Raw genomic sequence first — 27,000 nt, forward strand, 5'->3', positions numbered from 1 at the left:
GCAACTTGAGTAGACGCTTTGTAACACGAAATAGCTACAAATGTCCCTTTTTAGACATGTAGAAAACTAATGGTGGGTATTGTCTTGATTAATGCGATTTAAAATGCCGTCAAGTTCGTCCAAATTAATATAAGAAATAACAAGCTTACCTTTGCCTTTTTTGTTGTAATTTATTTCTACTTTGGCACCTAGGTTTTCAGCGAGTTGTTGCTCTAACTGTTTAACATCTGGATCTTTTTCAGCTATTTCTTTAGCTGGCACTGGTTCTAAAATTGAACGAACTAACTTCTCGGTTTCACGAACGGTTAGTGCTTTAGCGACAGCTAAACGAGCAGCATCTGATTGTGCTTCTCCCTCAAGGGCTAATAAACAACGAGCGTGCCCCATTTCAATGTCGCCATGTTCTAACAGAATTTTTACATCACTGTTTAAATTATTTAAACGAAGTAAGTTAGTTACTGTAGTACGTGATTTACCAACTGCATCTGCTACTTGTTGATGTGTTAGTTCAAACTCATTAAGTAAGCGATTTAACGCAACCGCTTCTTCCATGGCATTTAAGTCTTCACGCTGAATATTTTCTATTAGCGCAATAGCAACTGCAGCTTCATCTGGTACGTCTTTTATAATACAAGGTACTGTTTCAAGCTTAGCTATTTGCGCTGCACGCCAACGACGCTCACCAGCGATAATTTCAAAACTATTTTGTGCAATAGGGCGCACGACTATAGGTTGAATAATACCTTGTGAGCGAATAGAACTAGCAAGCTCTTCTAGTGCCTCTTCGGACATGTCTTTACGAGGTTGATATTTACCAGAGTGTAAAAACTCGATTGGGAGTTTTTGTAATTCACTGTTAGTTGGCTCAGCCGCATTTTTTACAGCTTCAGTCACGTTTGATGTGTCTTGTTCCTTGCTTACGCTTGGTGCAGGCTTTGACGAACTTAAAAGTGCATCGAGTCCTCGGCCTAAACCTCGTTTTTTAGCAGACATGTTATTTTTTTACCTCAAAGTTAGGCGACAACGGACGCTGTTTTTTCTTTTCTACGTAACATTTCACCAGCGAGTGCTAAATATGCTTTAGCGCCACTTGATGCCCGGTCATAATACATAGCAGGTGTACCAAAACTAGGTGCCTCTGCTAAACGAACATTACGCGGGATCACCGTACGGTATACTTTGTCGCCAAAATGTTGTTTTAATTGTTCTGATACGTCATTCGCTAAACGGTTACGCGGATCATACATAGTACGAAGTATGCCTTCAATTTGTAAGCTAGGGTTTACTAACTTAGCAAGCTGCGTAATCGTATCCATTAATGCGGTTAACCCTTCAAGTGCATAATACTCACACTGCATTGGCACTAAAATAGAGTCGGCTGCGGCCATTGCGTTAACAGTTAACATATTTAAAGAGGGTGGACAGTCGATAAAAATAAATTCGTACTGATCCTGAATTTTTTCAAGTGCGTTACGTAAACGCACTTCACGGGCAAATAACTCCATAAGTTTAACTTCTGCAGCGGTTACATCACCGTTTGCAGCAATCATATGGTATTCGCCAGACGTTTCTTTGATAATAACGTCTTCTATAGGTTTATCTTCAATGAGTAAGTCGTAAATAGTTGGTACGTCGCCGTACTTATCTACGCCACTTCCCATAGTCGCATTGCCTTGCGGATCGAGATCAATTAACAGCACTTTACGTTTCGTTGCAGCCATAGACGCAGCGAGGTTAACAGCGGTTGTAGTTTTACCCACTCCACCTTTTTGATTTGCTAATGCGATGACTTTTGCCACGGTGTCTCTGATCCCTAGTCTTTAGAAAGAATAATTAAATGTCGTTGTGCATCTAACTTAGGTACTTCTAATGCAATTTTTTGCTCAAACTTAACGCCAGTAGGTAATGACTCTAGCTCTTCACTAGGGAACACACCTTTAAGCGCTATAAATTTACCCGAATGATCAATTAAGTGCGAACACCAGTCAACCATATCTTGTAATGAAGCAAATGCACGACTGAGTACGCCATCTAATTTAACACTTGGCTGATATTCTTCAACTCTTGACTGAACAGGTGTTACGTTATCAAGGCCAAGCTCATGTTTAACATGCATTAAAAAGCGAACGCGTTTACCTAGACTATCTAGTAACACAAATTGTGTGTTAGGTAATGCAATCGCTAATACAATGCCTGGAAGGCCAGGCCCTGTGCCAACATCAATATAATGATGACCGGGTAAGTGAGGTGCAACAACTAAACTATCCATAATATGCTTAATCATCATTTCTTCAGGTAAGCGTACCGAAGTTAAATTATAAGCTTTATTCCACTTATCTAATAACTCGACGTAACGAACTAGCTGTTGCTGTTGTTTTTCCGTTAGCGCAATATCAGTTTGCGCTAACAATGTAGTTAATTGTTGCTGTAACACTATGTACCCTTATCGTTACGCAGATTTGCGTAATAAGCCTTGCTTCTTCAGATACACTAATAATAGCGAAATCGCCGCTGGGGTGATACCAGAAATACGCGATGCTTGGCCAATAGTGTCTGGACGTGACTCAATAAGCTTAGCAACAACCTCATTTGATAAACCTGATACAGTTTTGTAATCAAACTCTTTTGGTAAAATTGTTTGCTCATGACGAAGCTGCTTATTGATCTCATCTTGTTGACGCGCAATATAGCCTGCGTATTTAGTATGGATCTCAACTTGTTCAAGTGCTGCTACGTTTGTAAATTCAGATCCTAAACCGTCAATAGCCATAAGATCGTTATAACGAATCTCTGGACGACGAAGTAATTCTTCTAAACTTGCTTCACGAGTTAATGGTGTTTTTAGTAATGCATTTACTTGATCAACAACAACGTGATCTTTATGAATCCACGTATCTTTAATGCGTTGTTTTTCTTTCTCAATTACTTCCATTTTTTCGTTAAATGCCTGCCAACGTTCGTCATTAACTAAACCCAGCTCACGGCCTTTTTCAGTTAAGCGAATATCTGCATTATCTTCACGAAGTAGTAAACGGTATTCGGCACGGCTAGTAAACATGCGGTACGGTTCTTTCGTACCTAGTGTTGCTAAGTCGTCGATTAATACACCCACGTAAGCTTCATCGCGACGTGGCGTCCAAGAATCTTTACCTTGCACTTTTAACGCAGCATTCATACCTGCAATTAAGCCTTGTGCACCCGCTTCTTCATAACCGGTAGTGCCGTTAATTTGACCCGCGAAAAATAAGCCTTCGATAAATTTTGTTTCTAAAGACTGTTTTAAATCACGTGGATCAAAGTAGTCATATTCTATTGCATAGCCTGGTCGACAAATATGTGCATTTTCAAAACCAGAAATAGATTGCACAATCTCAAGCTGTACATCAAACGGTAAACTAGTAGAAATACCATTTGGATATAATTCGTATGATGTTAAGCCTTCAGGTTCAACAAATATTTGGTGCTTATCTTTATCCGCAAAACGTACAATTTTATCTTCAATTGATGGGCAGTAACGTGGACCAATACCTTCAATAACACCTGAGTACATAGGTGAGCGATGTAGGTTTTTACGAATAACATCATGTGTTTTTTCGTTTGTGTAAGTGATGTAACACGGTATTTGTTGTGGGTGATCTGATTGTTTACCCATAAATGAAAATACAGGTGTTGGCATATCACCAGGCTGTGCTTCCATTTTTGTAAAATCAACAGTACGTGCATCAATACGTGGCGGAGTACCTGTTTTTAAGCGATCCACTCTAAAAGGGTGTTCGCGTAAACGTTCAGCCAATGCAATTGATGGTGGATCACCAGCACGACCGCCTTTGTAATTTTCTAAACCAATGTGTATTTGGCCACCTAAAAAAGTACCCACGGTTAAAACAACACTTGGAGCACTAAAACGTAAACCCATTTGAGTTACTACGCCAGTAACACGATCGTTTTCAACAATAAGATCATCACATGATTGTTGAAAAATCTTAAGGTTATCTTGATTTTGTAATGTTGTTTGAATAGCTGCTTTGTACAAAGCGCGATCTGCTTGTGCTCGAGTTGCACGAACAGCAGGTCCTTTTGAAGAGTTTAGTGTGCGAAATTGGATCCCGCCTTTGTCAATGGCCTGTGCCATTGCACCGCCAAGCGCATCAATTTCTTTTACCAAATGACCTTTGCCAATCCCACCAATCGCTGGGTTACAAGACATTTGACCAAGGGTATCCATATTGTGAGTCAGTAGCAGGGTATTCATCCCCATACGGGCAGCTGCTAATGCGGCTTCAGTGCCAGCATGTCCACCACCTACTACGATAACGTCAAAATTTTCGTGAAAAATCATTAATGGGATCCTACTTAAATCAAACCGGTAAACTTCAAAAGGGAGCGTATTCTACCTAGAAATTGGCAGAAGATAAATGATTAAACAAAGAGCAAGATCTAAGTATGTGATCTCTAATAATATAAAGGATCTTTTAAAGAGATCTTTTATTACTATTACTACTACTAATCAGCTTTTCTGTTGATAAGGTTTAGATCTTCATTTAAAACATGAAATTAGATCAGATCTAAAGGTGTTAATATGATCGGATCATCCAGCAAATAAGCTCTGATCAAAAAGGCACCTTATGCACAGGGCTGAATCAGTTGGATCTTATCCCATGGATAAGCATGCTTTAAAAAGCAGTTTATTCAATCTTTATCCACAAAATCTATTAAATTATTAGTAAATTGTGGGTAACTTTATATATAACTTTTTACTTGATCTATCTATTTTAAGCCTGTTTTGGTTATCCAAGAGTCTAACCATGCTAATGCTGTGTCTTCTGGTAGTGCTTCATCGAGAATATTAAGCTCTAAGCGTTCTGCTACTTTTATAGCGCCTTTTTGAGATAATAAGGCATCTATATTACGTCCAGCTTGGTTGTAAGTGTCATAACTGGTATCACCTAAAGCGATTACTGAGTATTTTAATTCTGATAAATCATTAGCTTGAGTCACATCTTCAACAAAGCTAATAAAGTTTTCAGGATAATCACCTGCACCATAAGTAGATGTGCAAATTAACCAAATGGTATTTTGCTGATCAATATCGCTAAATTCAGGTTGATCATGTAGTTGTGTAGTAATACCAAGGCTATTAAGCGCGTAGCTTAGTTGCTCTGCAACATACTCGGCTGATCCCATTTGGCTGCCAACAATAAGATTTACTGAACTCATGAATATTAGTGATCACATTGGTTTTAATTGCTGCCTATGATAACTGAGTGTGAGTAACAGTAAAGTTAAGAGTGCTTTTTTGTATAACTATTTTTGTGCTAATTTTACTCTTATTTGAAAGCGCCTCCTTAAGTTGTTGATATTATAAGGCTTAACAAAATATCTTTAAATGTAATCTTCTGATCAAGTTGTTGATAACAGTGGGGAAAGCTCTGTTTAAACACACCTTTTAGGTTGTTTAATAATCGCTAAGTTATTGATATTACTATTTAGTGAAAGACTTAATTGTAAATCTAGGCATAAAAAGCACAAGGTGATCATAATGTGGATATAAAGGTTGTTGATAACCTTAAATTTAGATCGAAAATAATTTTATTAAATGATCTAATTGAGCTGATCTAACGAAATTAATTAAAAATAAGCTTATAAACAGATAATTTTTAATAGAGCATTAGGTTTTTCTCTGCGAGGTGGCTCAATTTACTATTTATTTGAGCTAAAAATTAGGTTTTGTGGATAAGTGATCTCAATATATTTAATTTAATGCGTATTTATAGCTGCTTTTTTATGTATTTTGCTGGTGGATTAGTAGATCAAAAGTTTGATGCACTCAAATCTCGAGTCATTTTTATTAAAAAGCCGCAGTGATCGTCTGTCCATATGTTGTATAAAGTTGATTATTTAGAGTGCTTATCGTCACGTTTTAGCTCTTAAATTGAGCAAATAACATTAGTTTTTATGAGCTAGGTAATTATAAAAAAGCTATTTATAACTAACTTTTGTGTGGAGGATAACGATTTTAAAACGTATTTTTGTTTGAAATATGTATCGGTTTTGACCTTAAAATGGGTGTTACTTGCGCTATTAATACCTTACTTAAAGGCTCTTTTCACTGTCTAATCTACATGATCTGGCTGATAATAATTATCGCTTTGGGTATGATTTTATTGGCAGAACTGGCTGGGATTGACGGTATAAATACATATTTTATAGTGAATATTTTACATAAAAAAGAGCACCTAAGTGCTCTTATAATAAACATATATCTGTAATAAGGTGCTTATTTACCAATACAAAATGAGCTAAATATCTTGCCAAGTAAGTCGTCTGAGGTAAATTCACCGGTTATTTCGTTTAAATACTGCTGTGTTAAACGCAGTTCTTCAGCCAATATTTCACCAGCAATGTGCATTTCTAATTGTGTTTTACCTGTTTCTAAATGATACGCAGCACTCTCTAGTGCATCCAAATGACGACGGCGCGCCATAAAGCCACCCTCTGTTGCGCCTTGAAAGCCTATACAGGCTTTTAAATGCTCGCGAACAAGTTCAATACCGTCAGCATTTTTAGCACTTAAGCTGATGACCGGGTATTGTTGCTCTTGCTCCATTCCGACTATATCACCCGATAAATCAGCTTTATTTCTGATGACCGTAACCCCCATACCTTCTGGTAATTTGGCCATAAATTCAGGCCAAATTTTATGCGGGTCAGTATCTATAGTGTCAGTGCCATCAAGCATAAATAAAACGCGATCGGCTTGGTTTATTTCATCCCACGCCCGTTCAATACCTATTTGTTCTACGCGGTCAGGGCTCTCTCGTAGGCCTGCGGTATCTATAATATGCAGTGGCATACCATCTATATGTATATGCTCTCGTAGTACGTCGCGAGTGGTACCGGCTATTTCTGTTACGATTGCAGCTTCACGACCGGCTAGGGCGTTTAGTAGGCTTGATTTACCGGCATTTGGGCGACCAGCAATAACAACACGCATACCTTCGCGCATAATGCTGCCTTGCTTGGCTTGGTTGGTTACAGTGTTAAGCTGAGTAATAATAGCGTCTAAGTCGCCTGACACTTTACCGTCTGATAAAAAATCAATTTCTTCATCAGGAAAATCTATTGCCGCTTCTACATACATACGTAAGTGAATTACTTTTTCTACAAGCGTTTCTATGTGTTTAGAAAATTCACCTTGGAGAGACTGTAGGGCGCTTTTGGCAGCTTGTTCGCTTGTAGCATTAATTAAGTCGGCGATGGCCTCTGCTTGTGTTAAATCAAGCTTGTCATTCATAAATGCGCGTTCAGAAAACTCACCAGGCTTTGCTAAACGAACGCCCTCTATTTTACTAATTTCTTTAAGTAGCATATCAAGTACTACAGGACCGCCGTGGCCTTGTAATTCAAGTACGTCTTCACCAGTAAATGAGTTAGGACCTGCAAAGTAAATGGCAATACCTTGGTCAAGTTGCTCGCCAGCTAGGCTTTTAAATGGCACGTAATCGGCGTAGCGAACTTTAGGAATTTTACCTACTACTTTTTCGGCGACACTTTTAGCAAGGCTGCCTGAAACGCGAATAATACCAACACCACCACGTCCTGGGGCAGTTGCTTGTGCTGCAATTGTATCTTGATTGATCATGCTATTAATTTGCCAACGATAAGTAACTTTATGGCGGTATTGTAACCTATGAAATAAACACTCGCGAATACTCTGGTGAAAAACAGGCAATAAAAAAGGCGACCGAAGTCGCCTTTATATAAGTAATATACCCAAGCCATCTCAAGATGCGAGTTTCAGTTGGAGTTAAAAGCTATTTAGGCAAGGCATTGATTGAGAATAATAGTGGTTCTATTGTTAAAATCAATAACGCAGTATAAATCGCTTTTAAACCAACCCTTTGGGCGTTTCACAGGTACTTAATTTCATCGTTGTTACTTTTTAAAAGGGACTGCCATTCTTGCAAAGTAACGCCTTGATCTTAAGCCCCTGTGAAACGCTGAATTTTGCATCTTGATGTGGCTTGGGTATAGGCGCTAGCCTCTTACTTTAATTCCTTTCTTTTCCATGCCACGGTAGATGATTAACATCTGGACAATAGAAATAAGGTTAGACACTAACCAGTAAAGAACTAAACCCGATGGGAACCATAAGAAGAATACAGAGAAGATAACCGGCATAAAGGTCATCATTTTTTGCTGCATTGGATCAGTTACCGTCATAGGCTGAAGTTTTTGCGTCACAAACATACTCGCACCAAATAAGATTGGTAATACGTAGTACGGGTCTTGTGCAGAAAGGTCTGTTAACCAAAAAATAAATTCAGCATGGCGAAGTTCAGTTGACTCTAAGAATACGTAGAACAAGGCTAAGAAAATTGGCATTTGTAGCAAAATAGGGAAACAGCCACCCATTGGGTTAACTTTTTCTTTTTTGTACATTTCCATAGTTGCTTGGCCGAACTTTTGACGGTCGTCACCAAACTTTTCTTTAAGAGCTGCCATTTTAGGCTGTAGCGCACGCATTTTTGCCATTGAAGTGTATTGCGCTTTAGTAAGTGGGTACATTAACGATTTAACGATAATAGTGATGGCAATAATTGCTACACCCCAGTTACCTAAAATGCTATGTAGCCATTTTAGCAATACAAATAAAGGTTGCGAAATAAACCATAACCAACCGTAATCTACAGTTAAGTCTAAGTCTGGGTGAATCGCTTCAAGAATATCTGACTCTTTCGGACCCATATAATAAGTAGCAGTTAGTGTTTGCTCACTACCAGCTTGAATATTTACAGCGGGATCTTTAGCACCAATAATAGCGGCATTACTTTTTGTAATTAAGCTATAAATTGTATTTGTTTGATCCTGCATTGGAACCCAAGCACTTACAAAGTAATGTTGTATAAATGCAACATAACCACCTTGCGTGTTTTTGTTTAGGTTTTTATCAGCCATATCTGAAAAACTATACTTTTCATATGGTTCTTCGTCAGTACCGTATGCAGCACCTAAATAGTTTTGATCAACCATGCTACCTTTTTCTTGTACGGTACGCTTAATTTGCGTGTATAGCTGTACTTGAAGAGGTGCGCTGGTAGTGTTGTTGATCTTGTATTCTAAGCCTACGTCATACTGACCTTTTTTGAATACGTATGTTTTAGTAAAACTAACACCATTACTATCAGTAAACTGAAGTGGAACGCGAAGCTCATCACCCGTTAAGGTATATGATTTTTGTTCGGTACTATAAGTAGGGCGACCGTTAGCTGATGCGTCAGGGCCATTTAAGCCAATTAAGCCACTTTGTGAAAAGTATTGTTTGCCACTATCAAGCTGACCAAGAAGCATATAAGGTGTTTCACTTCCTTTAGTTTCTTCGTATTGAAGAAGGTCTGTTTCAACAATGTCACCGCCTTTGGTGTCAATTTTAACTTTAAAAACGTCAGTTGTGATTTCAATAACTGAACGTTTAGCTAAAGTTGCTGAAGCGGGTAAACCTGAATCTGACGATGAAGGAATATAATCATCCGACTCTGGTGAATTTGCTTGTAGTGTTTGTGTTGTGGCACTTGGATCGGCTTTAGGCTTGTTGTAATCATTATCCCATTCTTGGAACAATAAAAACGACACTAGCATTAGGCCAATTAATAAAAACGTGCGTTGCGATTCCATAACAGCTCTTATTTCTCGTGTTGGTGGTTAATATGGGTTAATTTTTCAGGTACGGGATCGTCTCCACCTGAATGTAAAGGATGGCATTTTAATATGCGTTTTAAAGCTAACCAACTACCTTTTATAAATCCATGCAAATTAATTGCTTGAATTGCATAATGTGAGCAGCTTGGATTAAAACGACAATGCGGACCTAACAGCGGGCTAATCCACTTTTGATAACCGCGGATAAATAACACTAAACAAATCTTAGGAAAAGCAACAAGTGGTTTAATTAACCTCATGATGTTTATGCCCCTACTTAAGTTTAGTGAGATAGATATCATGTATTTAAAGACTCAATTAGAAATTTTAAATGCATGATTAAAAGGTGAGCTAAAGATACATTAATTAACCCTGCAATTCTATTGCAATTAGGTTTGTTTATTAGATTTAGCTGATTTGTTTGGGCGTTTCTTAAAAGGTGGCGGTTTAGGTGCACCTGGTTTACAGCGTTCGTTAATTTTTCGCCATAATTTAGTAAGTTGTTTGGTTAATTCTTCATTAGACTGTTCATCAATACCACTTTTCACCATAAGCACAATATCAATATTATCGATGCTGTGTTGATTTAAACGAAAACTTTCGCGAGCGAGACGTTTAATACGGTTTCGTTGGCATGCCTTTTTTACGCGTTTTTTAGCAACAGTAAGACCTAACCGAGGTTTTTCTTGGTCATTTGGTTTAGCTAATAGAGTAAAGAAAGGAGTTGCAGCCCGAGCGGGTTCATTAAATATACGAGAGTAATGCGAGGGAGTTAACAGACGTAACTCCCTGCCAAAGCTAAAGTCTTCCACTTATAAATTAAGCAGAAAGAACTTTGCGGCCTTTAGCGCGGCGACGTGCTAATACTTTACGGCCATTTACAGTTGCCATGCGAGCACGGAAGCCGTGTGCACGTTTGCGTTTTAAAACGCTAGGTTGAAAAGTTCTTTTCATAACAATCTCATCCGATCGGTTAAAGTTAAAACATCCTATACAGGTCGCGATCCTGGCATAGGTGCCATTGCGAGCGCGAGATATTATAGAGTAAGTAACGTAAAGTCAATCATAATTACGTTCGCAGTATAGAGCCTACTTATGGTTCATAAAGAGATCATGTAGAGCGATCTGATAGGATCATCAAAAATAAGAAGTTTTCCACAGCCCCTGTATAAAAAGTGAATAAAAGCGGGGGAAAAGAAAATTGGATCGTAAATTTGGTTCGCGATCTTGGTGTTATTTTGTTATGATCTCCTCTTCGGATCTAAAATAAAAACTGTTTTAAATCAGGTTGTTAATGATTTTATACATCGATATCAACAATTTTATAAAAATCAATCTTTTACTTGTGGATAAAGTGCCTTCATAATACGCGGTCTTGGGTCGCTTATTGGACCATTTGAACGCAATAAATGTATGATTTATAATCATTAATGATGTGCGGGAATAAAAATTATATCTCTGGGAGTTTAACTGTGTATCTGTCGGTTTGGCAAAGTTGTTTATATGTATTGCAAGATGAGCTGCCTTCGCAGCAATTCAGTATGTGGGTAAGACCACTACAAGCAGAAAGTACCGAAGATACCTTGACGATTTATGCACCTAATCGCTTTGTGCTTGATTGGGTAAGAGAAAAGTACCTAAATAGAATTAACGAATTATTAGTAGAAATTTGTGGTGTTGAAGCACCAAAGCTACGTTTTGATGTAGGTAGTAAGCCTTTATTAAATGCACAAGCTGCACCGGTTATAGAAACGCAATCAGCACCACAAGCTTCTACAAAACAACAGCCTCGTGAGCAAAAGCCTGTTGTTGAACCTGCACCTAAGTCAGGTTACAAATCTAACATTAAAGAAAACTATACCTTTGACAGTTTTGTTGAGGGTAAGTCAAACCAATTAGCAAAAGCAGCGGCCACTCAAGTTGCCGATAATCCTGGCTCTGCTTTTAACCCTGTATTTATTTATGGTGGTACTGGTTTAGGTAAAACTCACTTATTACATGCTGTAGGTAACGGCATTATGGCAAACAAGCCAGATGCTAAAATTGTTTACATGCATTCAGAACGCTTTGTTCAAGACATGGTAAAGGCACTACAAAATAATGCGATAGAAGAATTTAAGCGTTATTACCGCAGTGTTGACGCATTAATGATTGATGATATTCAATTTTTTGCTAATAAAGAGCGTTCACAAGAAGAGTTTTTTCATACCTTTAATGCATTGCTTGAAGGCAACCAACAAATTATTTTAACCTCTGACCGTTATCCAAAAGAGATTGAAGGGGTCGAAGACCGTCTTAAATCACGTTTTGGTTGGGGATTAACAATCGCGATTGAGCCACCAGAGCTTGAAACTCGCGTTGCTATTTTGATGAAGAAAGCACAGCAAAGTAAGATTAACTTACCACATGAAGTTGCCTTTTTTATCGCCAAAAAATTACGTTCAAATGTACGTGAACTAGAAGGCGCACTTAACCGTGTAATTGCTAATGCTAATTTTACAGGTCGTCCAATTTCGATTGATTTTGTAAAAGAAGCACTACGCGATTTACTTGCCTTGCAAGATAAGCTGGTTACGATAGATAATATTCAGCGCACCGTTGCTGAGTACTACCGAATTCGAGTGTCAGATCTATTGTCTAAGCGCCGCAGCCGCTCTATAGCAAGGCCACGCCAAGTTGCCATGGCATTATCTAAAGAATTAACTAATCACAGCTTACCTGAGATTGGTGACGCATTTGGTGGACGCGATCATACGACCGTATTACACGCATGTCGTAAGATAAAATCACTACGTGACGAAAGCCACGAAATTAAAGAAGATTACCAAAACTTAATAAGAACATTGTCATCTTAGGGCTGACTTTATTATGCAAATAACAATATCAAGACAACAATTTTTAAAGCCATTGGTGCAAGTGTCGGGTGCAATAGAGCGCAAACACACGCTACCAATCTTATCTAACGTTTTGTTAGTGGTAGAAAACGGACAACTTTCAATGACGGGTACTGACCTTGAAATTGAATTAGTTTCTGGTGTATTTGTAGGTGATGATATTGCCGATACAAAACTAACGTTACCCGCTAAAAAGTTACTCGATATTTGTAAAAGTCTACCTGATGGTTCAGACATTACTTTAAGCTTGCAAGAGCACCAATTACTTTTAACCAGTGGTAAAAGCCGTTTTTCATTAACGACTTTATCTGCTGATGATTTTCCTAATTTAGAGCAGTGGGATGGTGAGGTTGAATTTCAACTAACTCGTTTAGAGCTTCGTAAATTACTCGAAAGCACACATTTTTCGATGGCAAATCAAGACGTACGTTATTACTTAAACGGTATGTCGTTTGAAGTAGATAATACAGATATAAAAACAGTAGCAACAGATGGTCACCGTTTAGCTATTGCACAAAAGCAATTAACGCAATCGCTTAATACTCAACGTCAATTAATTATACCTCGCAAAGGTGTGCAAGAAATTATGCGCCTTATGGTAGCTGACGACGAATTGGTTACAATTCAGTTTGGTGCTAACCATATACGTATTATTGATATTGAGTTTACATTTACAAGTAAGCTAGTTGATGGACGCTTTCCTGATTACCGTCGTGTATTACCACGTGGTGGTGACAAAGTAATTACAGCTAACCGAGAATGGTTACGAAATGCGTTTCAACGAGTGTCTATTTTATCGAATGAAAAATTTCGTGGTGTACGCTTGAACCTATCAAACGGTTTATTAAAAATTACTGCCAATAACCCAGAGCAAGAACAAGCTGAAGAAGTTGTTGAAGTAAGTTACGAAGGCGCGGACCTAGAAATAGGATTCAACGTGTCTTACGTATTAGATGTACTAAACACATTAAAAACAGAAGACGTACTATTTACATTAGCCGACTCAAACAGCAGTGCATTAATTGAAGGTGCAGGCGATGAAGAAGCAATGTACGTTGTTATGCCTATGCGTTTATAAGACTATAAATACATAATGAGCTTAAGTCATTTGAGCCTCAAATATTTTCGTAATATTGAGGCGCTGACGCTAGAACCAGTCAACGGCGTTAATATAATTTATGGTGAAAATGGCAGCGGAAAAACCAGCCTTTTAGAGGCTATATATTACCTTTCTCATGGCAAATCTTTTCGTACTCCAAAACACAAAAGTATTATTGCGCACCAGCAAGAGCAATTTGTAATTCACGGGCGTAAAACAATACACGATTTATCAATTCCAATTGGTATTAGTAAAACGCAAACGGGTGAGACCAATTTAAAAATTCAAGGTAAGGCTAGCCGTAAGATATCAGAACTCGCTCAACTTATGCCTGTACAAATTATTACACCAGAGAGTTATTCTTTGTTTTTTGGTGGACCTAAAGAGCGCAGAAAGTTTTTAGATTTAGGTTTGTTCCACGTGGAACATGAGTTCTTTTTTTTGTGGCAATCATTTAATAAAGTACTTAAGCAACGTAATGCATTGTTAAAAACTAAGCCCAAGAATTATTTTGACCAAATTAAGTTTTGGGACAAAGAATTTGTTAGACTGGCTGAAGAAATAAATAAATTAAGATTGGCGTATATAAGTAGGTTTAAGCAGCAATTTTTTGATAAAATGTGTGCAGAATTGACGCTTGTACGTGATTTAGAAATGACCTTTAGCGCAGGCTGGAAAGAGACTGAATCTCTTGCAGATGCGTTAGAGCAAAACTTTGAGCGAGATGCTCGCCAAGGGTTTACAAGTAAAGGCCCTCATAAGGCCGATTTTAGTTTTAGTGTCGCTGGCAACAGTGTGGAGAATACATTCTCACGCGGTCAATTGAAGCTATTATTGTATGCGTTGAAAGTTACGCAAAATAGCTTAATTGAGTCAGAGACAGATAAGCAATCTATATTGCTAATAGATGATCTACCTTCAGAATTAGGCGAAGATACAAAAGAGAAAGTGGGACAATTACTTGCTCACTGCAGTTCTCAAATTTTTATCTCTTCAATTTTATCTGAAAGTATTTCTGCTGTGGTGGAACCCATGCAACGAGAACTACAAATGTTCCACGTGAAACATGGCAACCTAATAACAAGATAAGTGGGATTAACCATGTCTGAGAATTATGACTCGTCGAGTATTAAAGTACTTAAAGGATTAGACGCAGTAAGAAAGCGTCCTGGAATGTATATTGGGGACACCGATGATGGCACAGGCTTACACCACATGGTGTTTGAGGTCGTTGATAACTCGATCGATGAAGCCTTAGCAGGTCATTGTGATGATATTTATGTAACGATTCACTTAGACGGTTCTGTCTCAGTTCGAGATAACGGTCGTGGTATCCCAACTTCTATCCATGAAGAAGAAGGCGTATCTGCAGCCGAAGTTATTATGACGGTACTTCATGCCGGTGGTAAGTTTGATGATAACTCTTATAAAGTATCAGGTGGCTTACACGGTGTTGGTGTTTCTGTTGTAAATGCACTTTCAGAAAAACTAAAACTGACTGTTCGTCGTGAAGGTAAGCTTCATGAGCAGTTTTATACTATGGGTGTTCCAGATGCACCTTTAGCTGTAATTGGTGACTCAGAAACAACTGGTACAGAATTACGTTTTTGGCCAAGCGCTGAAACATTCACAAATTTAGATTTTCATTACGACATTTTAGCTAAGCGTTTACGCGAGCTTTCATTCCTAAACTCAGGTGTGAGCATCATCTTAAATGATGAGCGTGAAGAAAATAAATCTGACCACTTTAAATATGAAGGCGGTATTCAAGCTTTCGTAGAGTACTTAAACCGTAATAAAACACCTATACATAAAGGTGTGTTCCACTTTACTCACGAACGTGAAGAAGATGGTATTAGTGTTGAAGTATCAATGCAGTGGAATGATGCATACCAAGAAAACATTTACTGTTTCACAAATAATATTCCACAACGTGATGGTGGTACTCACTTAGCCGGTTTTAGATCAGCGCTAACACGTACACTTAATAACTACATGGAAAAAGAAGGCTTTAACAAAAAAGCTAAAACAACCAGCAATGCTACCGGTGATGATGCCCGTGAAGGCTTAACGGCTGTTGTTAGTGTTAAAGTTCCTGATCCTAAGTTCTCATCACAAACTAAAGACAAGCTAGTATCAAGTGAAGTTAAATCTGCGGTTGAACAAGCAATGGCTGAAAAATTCACTGAGTTTTTACTAGAAAACCCAACTGATGCCAAAATTGTTGTAGGTAAGATTATTGATGCCTCACGTGCACGTGAAGCGGCGCGTAAAGCCCGTGAAATGACACGACGTAAAGGTGCAATGGACTTAGCAGGCTTACCAGGTAAGCTAGCTGATTGCCAAGAAAAAGACCCAGCACAATCTGAACTATATATAGTGGAAGGGGACTCTGCTGGCGGATCAGCCAAGCAGGGACGTAACCGTAAAAACCAAGCTATTCTTCCGCTTAAAGGTAAAATATTAAACGTAGAAAAAGCACGTTTTGATAAAATGCTATCTTCGCAAGAAGTAGCAACACTAATTACTGCATTAGGGTGTGGTATTGGTCGTGACGAATATAACCCTGAGAAATTACGTTATCACCGTATCATCATCATGACCGATGCGGACGTGGATGGTTCTCACATTCGTACGTTACTACTAACATTCTTCTATCGTCAAATGCCTGAAATTGTAGAACGCGGTTATATTTATATTGCTCAACCACCACTTTATAAAGTGAAAAAAGGTAAGCAAGAGCGTTATATTAAAGATGATCCAGCATTAGTAGAGTACTTAACGTCGCTTGCACTTAATAATGCTGCTTTATATCCAAGTGCAGATGCTTCTGCGCTAGAAGGTGAAGCGCTAGAGAAAGTCGTTCACGATTACCAAAATACAGTTAAAGTTATTGAGCGTTTAAAGCGTAAATATCCTAACACGGTAATGGAACGCTTAATCTACCAAACAGAGTTGAAAACTGATGACCTTTCTGACGAAGCTAAAGTAATTGCTTGGACAAAAGAGTTAGTTGATGACCTGATTGCACGTGATGAAGATGCAACTATTTTCCATGCAGGCACAGAGTTTGACGCTGAGCGTAATATGTATTACCCGGTTGTGAATATTCGTCAGCACGGTGTTGATAAAGCACATGTACTTCATTATGACTTTATTGCATCACGTGACTACCAACGCATTGCTGTGACTGGTACTAACATTGCAAACATCCTAAAAGAAGGTGCTTATATTCAACGTGGTGAGAAAACAAAACCTGTTGATAACTTTGTGGATGCTTTGGAATGGTTGATCACAGAATCTAAGCGCGGGATCTACATTCAACGCTATAAAGGACTGGGTGAAATGAACCCAAGCCAGCTTTGGGAAACAACAATGGATCCTAGTGCTCGTCGTATGTTACAAGTAACGATTGAAGATGCTGTTGGCGCGGATCAATTATTTGCCACCTTAATGGGTGATCAAGTAGAGCCTCGTAGAGAGTTTATCGAAACTAACGCTCTACGCGTAGTTAATCTAGACGTGTAAAAATATTACTTACACCGAAAAAGGAGCCTAATGGCTCCTTTTTTATTTTTTCAATTACACAAACTGCTTAAAACCTGAGTGTACACACGGTATACTAAGGGTAATTTTCACGCTACTTCTTAGATAGTAAAAAGCCAAATATGCAAAAATATGACGTAAAAACCTTTCAAGGTTTGATCCTGGCTTTACAGGATTATTGGGCGCAGCAAGGCTGTGTCATTATTCAACCACTTGATATGGAAGTGGGCGCCGGGACATTTCACCCGCAAACATTTTTAAAGTCTATTGGTCCAGAGCCAATGTCGAGCGCGTACGTTCAGCCGTGTCGTCGTCCTACGGATGGCCGCTATGGTGAAAACCCAAATCGCCTACAACATTACTACCAATTCCAAGTAGTTTTAAAGCCATCGCCAGATAACATCCAAGAGCTTTACTTAGGCTCATTAGCGGCAATGGGTATTGATACCCTTACTCACGAAGTTCGCTTTGTAGAAGATAACTGGGAATCACCTACGCTAGGCGCATGGGGCTTGGGATGGGAAATTTGGTTAAACGGCATGGAAGTAACGCAGTTTACCTACTTTCAACAAGTGGGTGGCTTAGAGTGCTCACCAGTAACAGGCGAAATTACTTACGGCCTAGAGCGTTTAGCAATGTACATTCAAGGCGTAGATAGCATTTACGACCTAGTATGGGCAGACGGTCCACTAGGGCGCGTAACATACGGCGACGTGTTCCATCAAAATGAAGTAGAGCAATCTACTTATAATTTTGAACATGCAAACGTAGAAGACTTATTTGCACAGTTTGATAAGTGTGAAGCAGAAAGCCAAAAGTTAATTGAAGCTAACTTACCACTACCTGCATACGAGCAAGTAATGAAAGCATCGCACGCATTTAACTTACTAGACGCACGCCACGCAATTTCGGTAACCGAACGTCAGCGTTATATTTTACGCGTTCGTGCGTTATCAAAAGCGTGTGCACAAAGTTACTATGACAAACGTGAAGCGCTTGGTTTCCCGCTGTGTAAGGATAAGTAAAATGTCAGCACAAAATTTATTAGTAGAAATTGGCACAGAAGAGTTACCACCAAAAGCATTGCGTAAATTAGCAGAAGCCTTTGCTGCAAACTTAACTCAAGAGCTAGAAACATTAGAATTAGCACACCAAGGCGTAAGCTGGTATGCATCGCCTCGTCGTTTGGGTTTACAAGTAAAAGCGCTTGAAGCTAAGCAACAAGACAAAGAAGTTGAAAAGCGTGGCCCAGCAACAAAGGCAGCGTTTGACAGCGAAGGTAACCCAACAAAAGCAGCAATGGGTTGGGCACGTGGTTGTGGTATTGAAGTAAAAGACGCACAAACACTTGAAACCGATAAAGGCGCTTGGTTATTGCACATTGCTAAAGTAGCAGGGCAAGAAACTAAAACCCTAATGACAGATGCAATCACAAAAGCATTAAGTAAATTACCAATCCCTAAACCAATGCGTTGGGGCGCGAATAAAACACAATTTATTCGCCCTGTGCATACAGTAACTATTTTATTTGGTGATGAGCTACTTGAAGGCGAAATTCTTGGTAAGCAAATAACTAACCAGCTTCAGGGTCATCGTTTTCATCACCCAGAAAAAATTAGCATTAACCATGCAGATGACGTTTTTGACGTACTTAAATCTGCTTACGTTATTGCTGATTACGAGCAACGTAAGGCGCAAATTCGAGCACAAATAGAAGAGGCTGCAAGCGCAGTTAACGCTGTTGTTGCAATGGATGAAGATTTACTAGAAGAAGTAACATCACTTGTAGAGTGGCCAGTTACTTTAACGGCAACATTTGAAGAAGCATTTTTAGATGTACCAGCCGAAGCGTTAATTTACACCATGAAAGACGATCAAAAATATTTCCCGTTATTAGATCAAAACGGCAAACTTTTAAATAAGTTTTTGTTTGTATCTAACATCGAAAGTAAAGATCCAAGTGTGGTTATTTCTGGTAACGAAAAAGTAGTGCGCCCGCGTTTAGCCGATGCACAGTTCTTCTTTGAAACAGATAAAAAGAAAACCCTAGAAAGCCGATTAGAGTCGCTTGATAGCGTATTGTTCCAAAAGCAACTTGGTACGCTTAAAGATAAGTCTGAGCGCATTAGTGAACTTGCAGGTTATATTGCTGAGCAATTAGGTGCTGATAAAGACCTAGCACAGCGTGCAGGCTTATTAAGTAAAACTGACCTAATGACTGAAATGGTTATGGAATTTACCGACGTGCAAGGTGTAATGGGAATGCATTACGCTCGCCACGATGGTGAAGCCGAAGATGTAGCCGTAGCGCAAAACGAGCAGTACATGCCACGCTTTGCAGGGGATAACTTACCAACAAACTTAATTAGCTGCGCAGTAGCGATTGCTGATAAGTTTGACACGCTGGTGGGTATTTTTGGTATAGGCCAAGCACCTAAAGGTGACAAAGACCCATTTGCTCTTCGTCGTGCTGCTATTGGTGCACTGCGCATCATGGTAGAAAAAGAACTACCACTTGATATTTTAGACCTAGTAGCTAAATCGCAAACATTGTTTGGCGACAAGTTAACTAACTTAAATGTATCAACTGACGTATTTGAGTTTATGCTAGGGCGCTTCCGTGCTTGGTATCAAGACGAAGGTATTGAAGTAGACGTAATTCAAGCAGTGCTTGCACGTCGTCCGACTAAACCTGTTGATTTTGACCGCCGTGTTAAAGCCGTAAGCCACTTCCGTACATTAGACGCAGCAGAAGCGCTTGCAGCAGCTAATAAGCGTGTAGGTAATATTCTGGCTAAAAACGATATTACCAGCCAAGGTAGTGTTGATGAGAGCTTATTAAGCGACGACGCCGAAAAAGTATTGGCATCACAAGTAGCAAAATTTGCCACTGACCTTGCACCACTTTACGCAGATGGAAACTACCAAGAAGCATTAAGCCAATTGGCGGGTATTCGTGAAAGTGTTGATAACTTTTTTGACAACGTAATGGTTATGGCCGACGATGAAGCTGTTAAGCAAAATCGTCTTGCGCTATTAAGCCAGTTAAGCGGATTGTTTTTAGGTATTGCAGATATTTCTGTTCTACAAAAATAACACCGATTAGCAATTTTAAAAGCCAGCGTTTTGCTGGCTTTTTAGTTTTCACTGTATGCAAAGGATACCCATTGATGATTTCTATGAAACGAATTTTAACCTTAGCAATTGCTGGTTTACTTACTGCCTGTACAAGCCAAATTTCGATTAACGATGTATTGCCACAGCAAGAACTTGACCGCACAATTTACTTACGTGGCGACTTTACACTGTGGGATGCAGAACCCCAGTATCAGTTTGCGCCAGTTGGCCCTGCGCTTTATCAAGCGCAAGTTAAATTTTCGACCCCAGGTAAAGTGTACGAATTTAAAATAGCCGATGCCGATTTTAGTGAAGGTTACAACTGTGGTTACAGCGACGCACAACCAGCAGGACAAAAGCTAACACTGGGCCAGCCAGCTATCGCAGACTGTAATACTATTTATAACTACTTTAGTTTCACACCAGCAATAAAAGGCACGTACATAGTAAGTATTGATTACAGTGACTACGATAAGCCACAAGTGACGATAACGAAGAAGTGATTTTTAGCTATTTAATAGCCCTAGTGGGTTGATGGATTTGTGACAAGGACGTTGTAGGATTTATTCAGCATTAACACCAAGGGGGTTTCGTAGTTTGGGTAGAGTGAAGCGAAACCCAACATGTGTGGCGAACAAAACTATTTTGGTGGTTATTAAATACGTTGGGTTTCGTAAAACTCAACCCGACCTACGTGAGTTTAAAGCCCTTTCTTCACCACATATCTATACGGTGCTTCTTCTGCATCTTTAGCTACCAGCGTGTGATCCATAAACGTACAAAAGCTCGGAATATCGCGAGTGGTTGACGGGTCATCAGCAGTTATTAATAACGTTTCACCGTCATTCATTTTACGAATAGCAGCACGTACCATCATTACTGGCTCTGGGCAGCGAAGGCCTATGGCATCTAATTGGTGATCGGGATTATCAAAGCTCATAATAAATTGGCCTGTTTAATTAAAGTGTTTGCTGTGTACGCGAGTGCTTAGGTATAGCAATTAATAAGTTTGGCAGTTTAACGCAATTTTATGTGTAATTTAACTATTTTACTTAATGCTTTTAGCAGTTTCAAAATGCTTTATTTAATAATACGCCCGATCACATAATTACGCTGTTACATACTTGTTTGATAAAGGGACGTTTTTATAAATGAAGCTAATAAAAAAGGCGAACTGAATAAAATCAGTTCGCCTTTTTAATCACCAAGATGGTTTTACATGTTTAAGCTAATTAGTCTTGAACACGTTCAAATACAGTTGCAATGCCTTGGCCTAAACCAATACACATAGTTGCTAAACCGTATCGTACATTTTTGTCTTCCATTAAGTGAATAAGCGATGTGCTAATACGCGAACCCGAACAGCCCAGAGGGTGACCAAGTGCGATTGCGCCGCCATTTAAATTCACTTTTTCGTCAACAACATCCATTAACCCTAAATCTTTCATTACAGGTAATGATTGTGCTGCAAAGGCTTCGTTAAGTTCTACTACGCCTAGGTCATCAATTGTAATACCTGCTTGTGCAAGTGCTTTTTTACTTGCTGGTACTGGGCCGTAACCCATAATTGATGGATCGCAACCAGCGACTGCCATTGCTTTAATGCGCGCACGAATTGGTAAACCAAGTTCTTTTGCTTTTTCTTCGCTCATTACTAACATTGCAGATGCGCCGTCAGAAAGTGCAGAAGACGTACCGGCTGTTACCGTACCCGATGCAGGATTAAATACAGGGCGAAGCTTTGATAGACCTTCTACTGTTGTTTCTGGGCGAATTACTTCGTCGTCTTCAACTAAGATAAGCGAACCATCTGCATCGTGACCTTCCATTGCTAAAATTTCGCGACGGAAACGGCCCTCAACAGTTGCAGCTTGTGCACGTTGATGTGAGCGATAAGCAAATTCATCTTGTTGCTCACGGCTAATGCCATGAAGCGTTGCAAGGTATTCTGCTGTTAAGCCCATAGAGCCAGACGCTTGTGCAATTGATGTTGCTAAGCCTGGGTGAAAGTCGTTGCCGTGAGTCATAGGTACGTGACCCATGTGCTCAACACCACCAATTAGGTAAGTGTCGCCAGCGCCTGTCATTATTGCGCGTGCTGCGTCATGCAATGCTTGCATAGAAGAGCCACATAAACGGTTAACCGTAACAGCAGGAACGCTGTGAGGAATACCGGCAAGCAATGATGCGTTACGTGCTACGTTAAAGCCTTGCTCTAATGTTTGCTGTACACAACCCCAATAAATATCGTCAATTGATGCTGGATCAACTGCAGGGTTGCGATCTAGTAAGCCTTTCATTAAATGTGCGCTTAAGTCTTCTGCACGTTTATGTTTGAATACACCACTTTTAGAGCGACCCATTGGTGTGCGGATACAATCTACAATTACTGGATTATTCATGATATTAACCTTCCACCTTATAGAAAACACGACCTTCTTCGGCCCACTTGCGAGTTTGTTCAGATACTTGGTAAATCGCACCTAGGTGAGCGTATTTGTCTGCTGCTGCAACAAAGTTAGCTAAACCAGTTTGATCTAAGTAACGGAACGCGCCGCCTCTAAATGGAGGGAAACCAACACCGTAAACTAATGCCATATCTGCTTCTTGCGGCGAGGCAACAATGCCTTCTTGCAAACACAGTAGCACTTCGTTAATCATTGGAATCATACAACGGTCGATGATTTCTTGTTTATCAAATTCTTTTGGTGCGTCTGTGATTGGGCTTAGTAGCTCAATTGCTGTCTCGTCATGAGACTTTTTAAGACGACCGCGACGATCTGTTTCGTATTTGTAAAAACCGGCTTTGTTCTTTTGTCCAAAACGTTTTTCGTTGGCAAAAATAGTCACAGGGTCTTTATCAGCACGAGCCATACGCTCAGGGAAACCGTCAGCCATTACGCCAGTACAATGGAACGCTGTATCAATACCTACAACATCAAGTAGGTAAGCCGGACCCATAGGCCAGCCAAATACGTTTTCCATTACTTTATCTACTTTTGCAAAGTTAGCGCCTTCAACCACTAATTTGCTAAAACCTGCAAAGTAAGGGAATAAAACACGGTTTACAAAAAAGCCTGGGCAATCGTTAACAACAATTGGCGATTTACCTAATTTAAGCGCGTAATCAACTACTGCATTAATTGTTTTATCTGAGGTTTTTGCACCACGGATAATTTCTACTAATGGCATTTTTGGCACAGGGTTGAAAAAGTGCATACCACAGAAGTTTTCTGGCTTATCTAGCGCTTGTGCTAGTAAATCAATACAAATAGTCGATGTATTTGAAGTAAGTACAGTGCCTTCTGGCATGTTCTTTTCAAGATCAGCGAGTACTGCTTGCTTAACTTTAGGGTTTTCTACAACGGCTTCAACAATGATGTCGGCACTTTGTAGGTCTGACTCGTTAAGTGTTGGCTTAATTTTGCTAAGTGTTGCCAACATTTTTTCCATTGGCATGTGACCACGCTTAACTTTTGCACCTAATAACTTAGATGCTTCACCCATACCTAAATCAAGCGCATCTTGTTGGATGTCTTTCATTATAATAGGTGTGCCTTTATAAGCAGACTGGTATGCAATACCGCCACCCATAATACCAGCACCTAATACAGCGGCTTGTTTAATTTCTACATCGCTGTGCTTAGCAAATTTACGTGCTTTACCTTTAATGTATTGATCAGCTAGGAATATACCAGTTTGTGCTGCTGCTTCTGGTGTACGTGCTAATTTAGCAAAGTTAGCGTTTTCGATTGCCATTGCTTCATCGCGAGTACAGTTTGCCGCTGCTTTAATAGTACGTACAGCCATAACCGGCGCAGGATAGTGGCCTTTGGTTTTACCCATTACCATACCTTCTGCCATAGCAAAGCTCATGCCTTGCTCAACACGGTTTAATTTAAGTGGCTGTAGTTTTACGTTGCGTTTTGCTTGCCAATCTAGCTTGCCAGCAATCGCCAGTTCAAGTGTTGATACACTTGACTCTAAAAGTTTGTCAGCACTAACTACCGCGTCAAGCGCACCTACTTTAAGGGCATCTGCTGCGCGGTTTTCTGCGCCTGAGGTAATCCACATCATCGCGTTATCGGCGCCAATGATACGTGGTAAGCGCACTGTGCCACCAAACCCTGGCATTATGCCAAGTTTAACTTCTGGTAGGCCCATTTTAGCTGTTTCGCTTGCCACACGATAATCGGTAGCAAGTGCCCACTCACAACCACCGCCAAGTGCCATACCGTTTATAGCGCTTAGAGTTGGGAATGGTAAATCTTCAATTGCATCAAAAACGTCGGTTGCATTTTTGATCCACACTACTAATTCTTCTTCAGGTTTAGTAAATGTAGGTAAAAATTCGAAGATATCGGCACCAATAATAAAGTGGTCTTTATCACTGGTAAAAATCATGCCTTTGATATCAGTATTGGCGGCTAATTCTTTTAATGCTGCTGCGCAATCTGAAAGAGTTTTTTGAGATAGTGTGTTTACAGAACCTGCAACACAAAACTTAAACTCGGCGATGTTTTCCTTCAGGAAGCTAACTTCAAAGGAATCGCTTTTATATAACATTATTATTCTCCCTAGTTGACGAACTAAGACTGGTACGATGAGTTTGCATTTCAATCAGTGTGCTTGCTTTAAATTAAAAATGCAACGAAAAATTTAACTCGGTTACAATCGACTGGTTAAAATATAGCTGGTTTGGTGCTAAGGTGGTTGAAAAGTTTTTATTCACAACTTTAATTTTTATTAAAGGACATTATGAAAAAATATTTACTAAGTGTTGCGGCAGCTGCATTCATTTTTCCTCTTCATTCTGCCGAGGCAAGTAACGATAACGATGCATTTTTAGATGCCGAAAAAAAAGTAAGGTACGGCAGTTACCAAGACTTTAAACAAGCGGTTAGTAACCTAAATCATCCGTTAAAACCTTATGTTGAAAAAACGTATTGGCAACGCCATCCGAGCATTAAACATCAGGCAGAAATAGAAAAATATTTAAATATATACCAGCATACGCCGCTTGAGTGGCCGGTCCGTAAAGCGTGGTTAGAGTATTTAAAAGATAACAACGAAAAGGCGGCGTATATCCGCAACTATCGTGAAACGTCTAATACGGAGCTTACTTGTACTTATTTAGATTTTCAGCTTGATTTAGGTGCGCCCGAAAAGGCAATTCTAAATCAGGTGACCGACTTATGGGCTGTAGGTAAATCGCAACCTAATGGTTGTGATAGTTTATTTTCTACGTGGCGTAAAAAAGGCTACATGAAAGAAGAAACGGTTTGGAAGCGTGTAACACTTGCTGCACAAGGCGGAACGCAAAGCTTATTACCTTACTTAAAAACTTTATTACCAAGTAAGGAGCGTTACTTAGCTGACTTATATTTAAAAGTGCGAAAAGATCCAAGCGCAGCCGCTGGATTATATAGATATAAAAACAAGTCGGCTAAAGAAGGGCAAATAGCTATTTATGGTGTTAAGCGTTTGGTTTGGCGCGATAAAGAGCTAGCTTTAAAAGCATGGGAAAAGCTAGAAAAAATATTTAAGTACAGCGATGAAGAAAAAGCGGATGTGTATTACACTTTTGCATTGTCACTTGCCTCTAGCGGGCATAAACAAGCGAGCTTTTGGCTAAATAAAGTGCCAAAAGAGCGACTAGACAGCAAGCTTATTCAGTGGCAACTGGGCAATATGCTCAAAACCCAAGATTGGGAAGGGATTGCTGCATTTTTTACAGGTAAAGAAAATTTAAGTCTTGGTCAGCAATATTGGTTAGCTTATAGCTATGCACAACGTGGCGAGCAACAAAAAGCAGACGACATTTGGAAAAAAGTAGCGGCTAATCGTGATTATTACGGCTTTTTAGCCGCAGCACGTTTGGGGTTGCCCGTTGATTTAAATAATCAGCCTTTAGCAGTCGATAAGGTACTTGTAGATAAAGTGAGTAATGCACCAGGCTTTAAGCGTGCAAAAGCACTTTATGATATTGAGCGCTTTACGTCGGCGCGCCGTGAATGGAATTACTTAACGGATACCTCTAGCGATGAAGAAAAGCTGGCAGCATCACAGTTATCTACCGATTTAGGTTGGCACGACAGTACTATTTTTACTTTAGCAAAAATTAAAGCATGGGATAATGTAGAGCAACGTTTTCCGTTTGCGTTTCAAGATGTTTTTGAGCGCTACAGTAAACGTAGCAAGATAGATGTTGCTTGGAGTATTGCTATTGCAAGGCGCGAAAGCTCTTTTGCGCCAGATGCACGCTCGCATGCTAATGCGCGTGGTTTAATGCAGTTATTACCTAGTACTGCTGAGTATGTAAATAAAGGCAGTGTGACAAGTAGTCGTTTATATCAACCTAAAACAAATATTAGGTTGGGTACGAGTTACTTACAATACTTAAAAAAGAAAAACCATGGCAATGAAGTACTGGCTACGGCTTCTTATAATGCGGGTTATCACCGTATAAAGCGTTGGTTACCTGATGACGCTATTCCGGCTGAGTTATGGGTAGAGCTTATTCCGTATCGCGAAACCCGCGATTACGTAAAAAATGTATTTGCGTACAGGCAGGTTTATCATACAAGAATGGGTCGAGAAGGTAATGTATTAGCGCCGCTACTCGAAATGAAAATGGGCGGTTGA

Annotated in this window: 21 protein-coding genes; 8 read left to right on the plus strand and 13 right to left on the minus strand. The window is 39.5% G+C overall.

What is annotated here, in order from left to right; translation table 11 throughout:
• Positions 1-66 precede the first annotated feature (66 nt).
• The 10 genes from GQR47_RS16750 to rpmH all read right to left on the minus strand — a co-directional run bounded on the left by GQR47_RS16750 (position 67) and on the right by rpmH (position 10,653).
• Positions 67-993, minus strand: a complete 927-nt coding sequence (locus tag GQR47_RS16750; RefSeq protein ID WP_024597179.1) for a ParB/RepB/Spo0J family partition protein — start codon at positions 991-993, stop codon at positions 67-69.
• A gap of 20 nt (positions 994-1,013) precedes the next feature.
• Positions 1,014-1,799, minus strand: coding sequence for a ParA family protein (locus tag GQR47_RS16755; protein WP_004335235.1), 786 nt, complete (start codon positions 1,797-1,799; stop codon positions 1,014-1,016).
• A gap of 14 nt (positions 1,800-1,813) precedes the next feature.
• The gene (rsmG, locus tag GQR47_RS16760) at positions 1,814-2,434 is read right to left on the minus strand and encodes a 16S rRNA (guanine(527)-N(7))-methyltransferase RsmG (protein WP_004335232.1); all 621 of its coding nucleotides are present in this window, start codon (positions 2,432-2,434) and stop codon (positions 1,814-1,816) included.
• Between the two features lie 15 nt (positions 2,435-2,449).
• The gene (gene mnmG, locus GQR47_RS16765; RefSeq protein WP_004335230.1) at positions 2,450-4,339 is read right to left on the minus strand and encodes a tRNA uridine-5-carboxymethylaminomethyl(34) synthesis enzyme MnmG; all 1,890 of its coding nucleotides are present in this window, start codon (positions 4,337-4,339) and stop codon (positions 2,450-2,452) included.
• A gap of 428 nt (positions 4,340-4,767) precedes the next feature.
• Positions 4,768-5,217 (minus strand): flavodoxin domain-containing protein, encoded by a 450-nt coding sequence (locus GQR47_RS16770; protein ID WP_024597180.1) that lies wholly within the window; start codon positions 5,215-5,217, stop codon positions 4,768-4,770.
• Between the two features lie 1,060 nt (positions 5,218-6,277).
• A complete protein-coding gene (mnmE, locus tag GQR47_RS16775; RefSeq protein WP_007584209.1) occupies positions 6,278-7,642 on the minus strand; it encodes a tRNA uridine-5-carboxymethylaminomethyl(34) synthesis GTPase MnmE in 1,365 nt (454 codons plus the stop codon).
• Positions 7,643-8,037: 395 nt separating this feature from the next.
• Positions 8,038-9,675, minus strand: coding sequence for a membrane protein insertase YidC (gene yidC / locus GQR47_RS16780; protein WP_024597181.1), 1,638 nt, complete (start codon positions 9,673-9,675; stop codon positions 8,038-8,040).
• A gap of 8 nt (positions 9,676-9,683) precedes the next feature.
• Positions 9,684-9,959 carry a membrane protein insertion efficiency factor YidD gene (yidD, locus tag GQR47_RS16785; protein ID WP_004335219.1) on the minus strand — a complete coding sequence of 92 codons (276 nt, stop codon included), beginning with the start codon at positions 9,957-9,959 and terminating at the stop codon, positions 9,684-9,686.
• A gap of 129 nt (positions 9,960-10,088) precedes the next feature.
• On the minus strand, positions 10,089-10,511 hold the full coding sequence (gene rnpA / locus GQR47_RS16790) for a ribonuclease P protein component (protein ID WP_004335217.1): 423 nt from the start codon (positions 10,509-10,511) through the stop codon (positions 10,089-10,091).
• 7 nt (positions 10,512-10,518) lie between these two features.
• On the minus strand, positions 10,519-10,653 hold the full coding sequence (rpmH, locus tag GQR47_RS16795) for a 50S ribosomal protein L34 (protein WP_004335215.1): 135 nt from the start codon (positions 10,651-10,653) through the stop codon (positions 10,519-10,521).
• 518 nt (positions 10,654-11,171) lie between these two features.
• Between rpmH and dnaA the strand changes: the two genes are divergently transcribed.
• The 7 genes from dnaA (at position 11,172) to GQR47_RS16830 (ending at position 20,858) form a co-directional block, all read left to right on the plus strand.
• On the plus strand, positions 11,172-12,554 hold the full coding sequence (gene dnaA / locus GQR47_RS16800; RefSeq protein WP_004335207.1) for a chromosomal replication initiator protein DnaA: 1,383 nt from the start codon (positions 11,172-11,174) through the stop codon (positions 12,552-12,554).
• 13 nt (positions 12,555-12,567) lie between these two features.
• Positions 12,568-13,671 carry a DNA polymerase III subunit beta gene (gene dnaN / locus GQR47_RS16805; protein ID WP_004335206.1) on the plus strand — a complete coding sequence of 368 codons (1,104 nt, stop codon included), beginning with the start codon at positions 12,568-12,570 and terminating at the stop codon, positions 13,669-13,671.
• A 15-nt stretch (positions 13,672-13,686) separates the two neighbouring features.
• Entirely contained in the window at positions 13,687-14,781 is a 1,095-nt protein-coding gene (recF, locus tag GQR47_RS16810) for a DNA replication/repair protein RecF (RefSeq protein ID WP_024597182.1), read from the plus strand.
• Positions 14,782-14,793: 12 nt separating this feature from the next.
• Entirely contained in the window at positions 14,794-17,220 is a 2,427-nt protein-coding gene (gene gyrB / locus GQR47_RS16815) for a DNA topoisomerase (ATP-hydrolyzing) subunit B (RefSeq protein ID WP_024597183.1), read from the plus strand.
• 140 nt (positions 17,221-17,360) lie between these two features.
• Entirely contained in the window at positions 17,361-18,263 is a 903-nt protein-coding gene (gene glyQ / locus GQR47_RS16820; protein WP_004335201.1) for a glycine--tRNA ligase subunit alpha, read from the plus strand.
• A gap of 1 nt (position 18,264) precedes the next feature.
• Positions 18,265-20,334, plus strand: a complete 2,070-nt coding sequence (gene glyS, locus GQR47_RS16825) for a glycine--tRNA ligase subunit beta (protein WP_024597184.1) — start codon at positions 18,265-18,267, stop codon at positions 20,332-20,334.
• 74 nt (positions 20,335-20,408) lie between these two features.
• Positions 20,409-20,858, plus strand: coding sequence for a hypothetical protein (locus GQR47_RS16830; protein ID WP_004335197.1), 450 nt, complete (start codon positions 20,409-20,411; stop codon positions 20,856-20,858).
• Between the two features lie 197 nt (positions 20,859-21,055).
• Here the strand turns inward: GQR47_RS16830 and tusA are convergent, their stop codons facing one another.
• The 3 genes from tusA to fadB all read right to left on the minus strand — a co-directional run bounded on the left by tusA (position 21,056) and on the right by fadB (position 24,921).
• The gene (tusA, locus tag GQR47_RS16835) at positions 21,056-21,295 is read right to left on the minus strand and encodes a sulfurtransferase TusA (RefSeq protein ID WP_004335190.1); all 240 of its coding nucleotides are present in this window, start codon (positions 21,293-21,295) and stop codon (positions 21,056-21,058) included.
• Between the two features lie 292 nt (positions 21,296-21,587).
• Complete coding sequence (fadA, locus tag GQR47_RS16840; RefSeq protein ID WP_024597185.1) at positions 21,588-22,757, minus strand: acetyl-CoA C-acyltransferase FadA; 1,170 nt, start codon at positions 22,755-22,757, stop codon at positions 21,588-21,590.
• Positions 22,758-22,761: 4 nt separating this feature from the next.
• Entirely contained in the window at positions 22,762-24,921 is a 2,160-nt protein-coding gene (fadB, locus tag GQR47_RS16845) for a fatty acid oxidation complex subunit alpha FadB (protein ID WP_024597186.1), read from the minus strand.
• A gap of 192 nt (positions 24,922-25,113) precedes the next feature.
• On the opposite strand from fadB, the gene GQR47_RS16850 reads away from it, so the two are divergent.
• Positions 25,114-27,000: a transglycosylase SLT domain-containing protein gene (locus GQR47_RS16850; RefSeq protein WP_024597187.1), complete on the plus strand. Its 1,887-nt coding sequence runs from the start codon at positions 25,114-25,116 to the stop codon at positions 26,998-27,000.

Source organism: Pseudoalteromonas sp. Z1A2 (assembly GCF_011378755.1).
Classification (GTDB): Bacteria; Pseudomonadota; Gammaproteobacteria; order Enterobacterales; family Alteromonadaceae; genus Pseudoalteromonas; species Pseudoalteromonas distincta.

Excerpts from the sequence above, each read along its gene's own strand:
- GQR47_RS16750 (WP_024597179.1), bottom strand. The coding sequence starts at position 993 with ATGTCTGCTAAAAAACGAGGTTTAGGCCGAGGACTCGATGCACTTTTA.
- mnmG (WP_004335230.1), bottom strand. The coding sequence starts at position 4,339 with ATGATTTTTCACGAAAATTTTGACGTTATCGTAGTAGGTGGTGGACAT.
- GQR47_RS16770 (WP_024597180.1), bottom strand. The coding sequence starts at position 5,217 with ATGAGTTCAGTAAATCTTATTGTTGGCAGCCAAATGGGATCAGCCGAG.
- mnmE (WP_007584209.1), bottom strand. The coding sequence starts at position 7,642 with ATGATCAATCAAGATACAATTGCAGCACAAGCAACTGCCCCAGGACGT.
- yidC (WP_024597181.1), bottom strand. The coding sequence starts at position 9,675 with ATGGAATCGCAACGCACGTTTTTATTAATTGGCCTAATGCTAGTGTCG.
- yidD (WP_004335219.1), bottom strand. The coding sequence starts at position 9,959 with ATGAGGTTAATTAAACCACTTGTTGCTTTTCCTAAGATTTGTTTAGTG.
- rpmH (WP_004335215.1), bottom strand. The coding sequence starts at position 10,653 with ATGAAAAGAACTTTTCAACCTAGCGTTTTAAAACGCAAACGTGCACAC.
- dnaN (WP_004335206.1), top strand. The coding sequence starts at position 12,568 with ATGCAAATAACAATATCAAGACAACAATTTTTAAAGCCATTGGTGCAA.
- recF (WP_024597182.1), top strand. The coding sequence starts at position 13,687 with ATGAGCTTAAGTCATTTGAGCCTCAAATATTTTCGTAATATTGAGGCG.
- gyrB (WP_024597183.1), top strand. The coding sequence starts at position 14,794 with ATGTCTGAGAATTATGACTCGTCGAGTATTAAAGTACTTAAAGGATTA.
- glyQ (WP_004335201.1), top strand. The coding sequence starts at position 17,361 with ATGCAAAAATATGACGTAAAAACCTTTCAAGGTTTGATCCTGGCTTTA.
- glyS (WP_024597184.1), top strand. The coding sequence starts at position 18,265 with ATGTCAGCACAAAATTTATTAGTAGAAATTGGCACAGAAGAGTTACCA.
- GQR47_RS16830 (WP_004335197.1), top strand. The coding sequence starts at position 20,409 with ATGATTTCTATGAAACGAATTTTAACCTTAGCAATTGCTGGTTTACTT.
- tusA (WP_004335190.1), bottom strand. The coding sequence starts at position 21,295 with ATGAGCTTTGATAATCCCGATCACCAATTAGATGCCATAGGCCTTCGC.
- fadA (WP_024597185.1), bottom strand. The coding sequence starts at position 22,757 with ATGAATAATCCAGTAATTGTAGATTGTATCCGCACACCAATGGGTCGC.
- fadB (WP_024597186.1), bottom strand. The coding sequence starts at position 24,921 with ATGTTATATAAAAGCGATTCCTTTGAAGTTAGCTTCCTGAAGGAAAAC.
- GQR47_RS16850 (WP_024597187.1), top strand. The coding sequence starts at position 25,114 with ATGAAAAAATATTTACTAAGTGTTGCGGCAGCTGCATTCATTTTTCCT.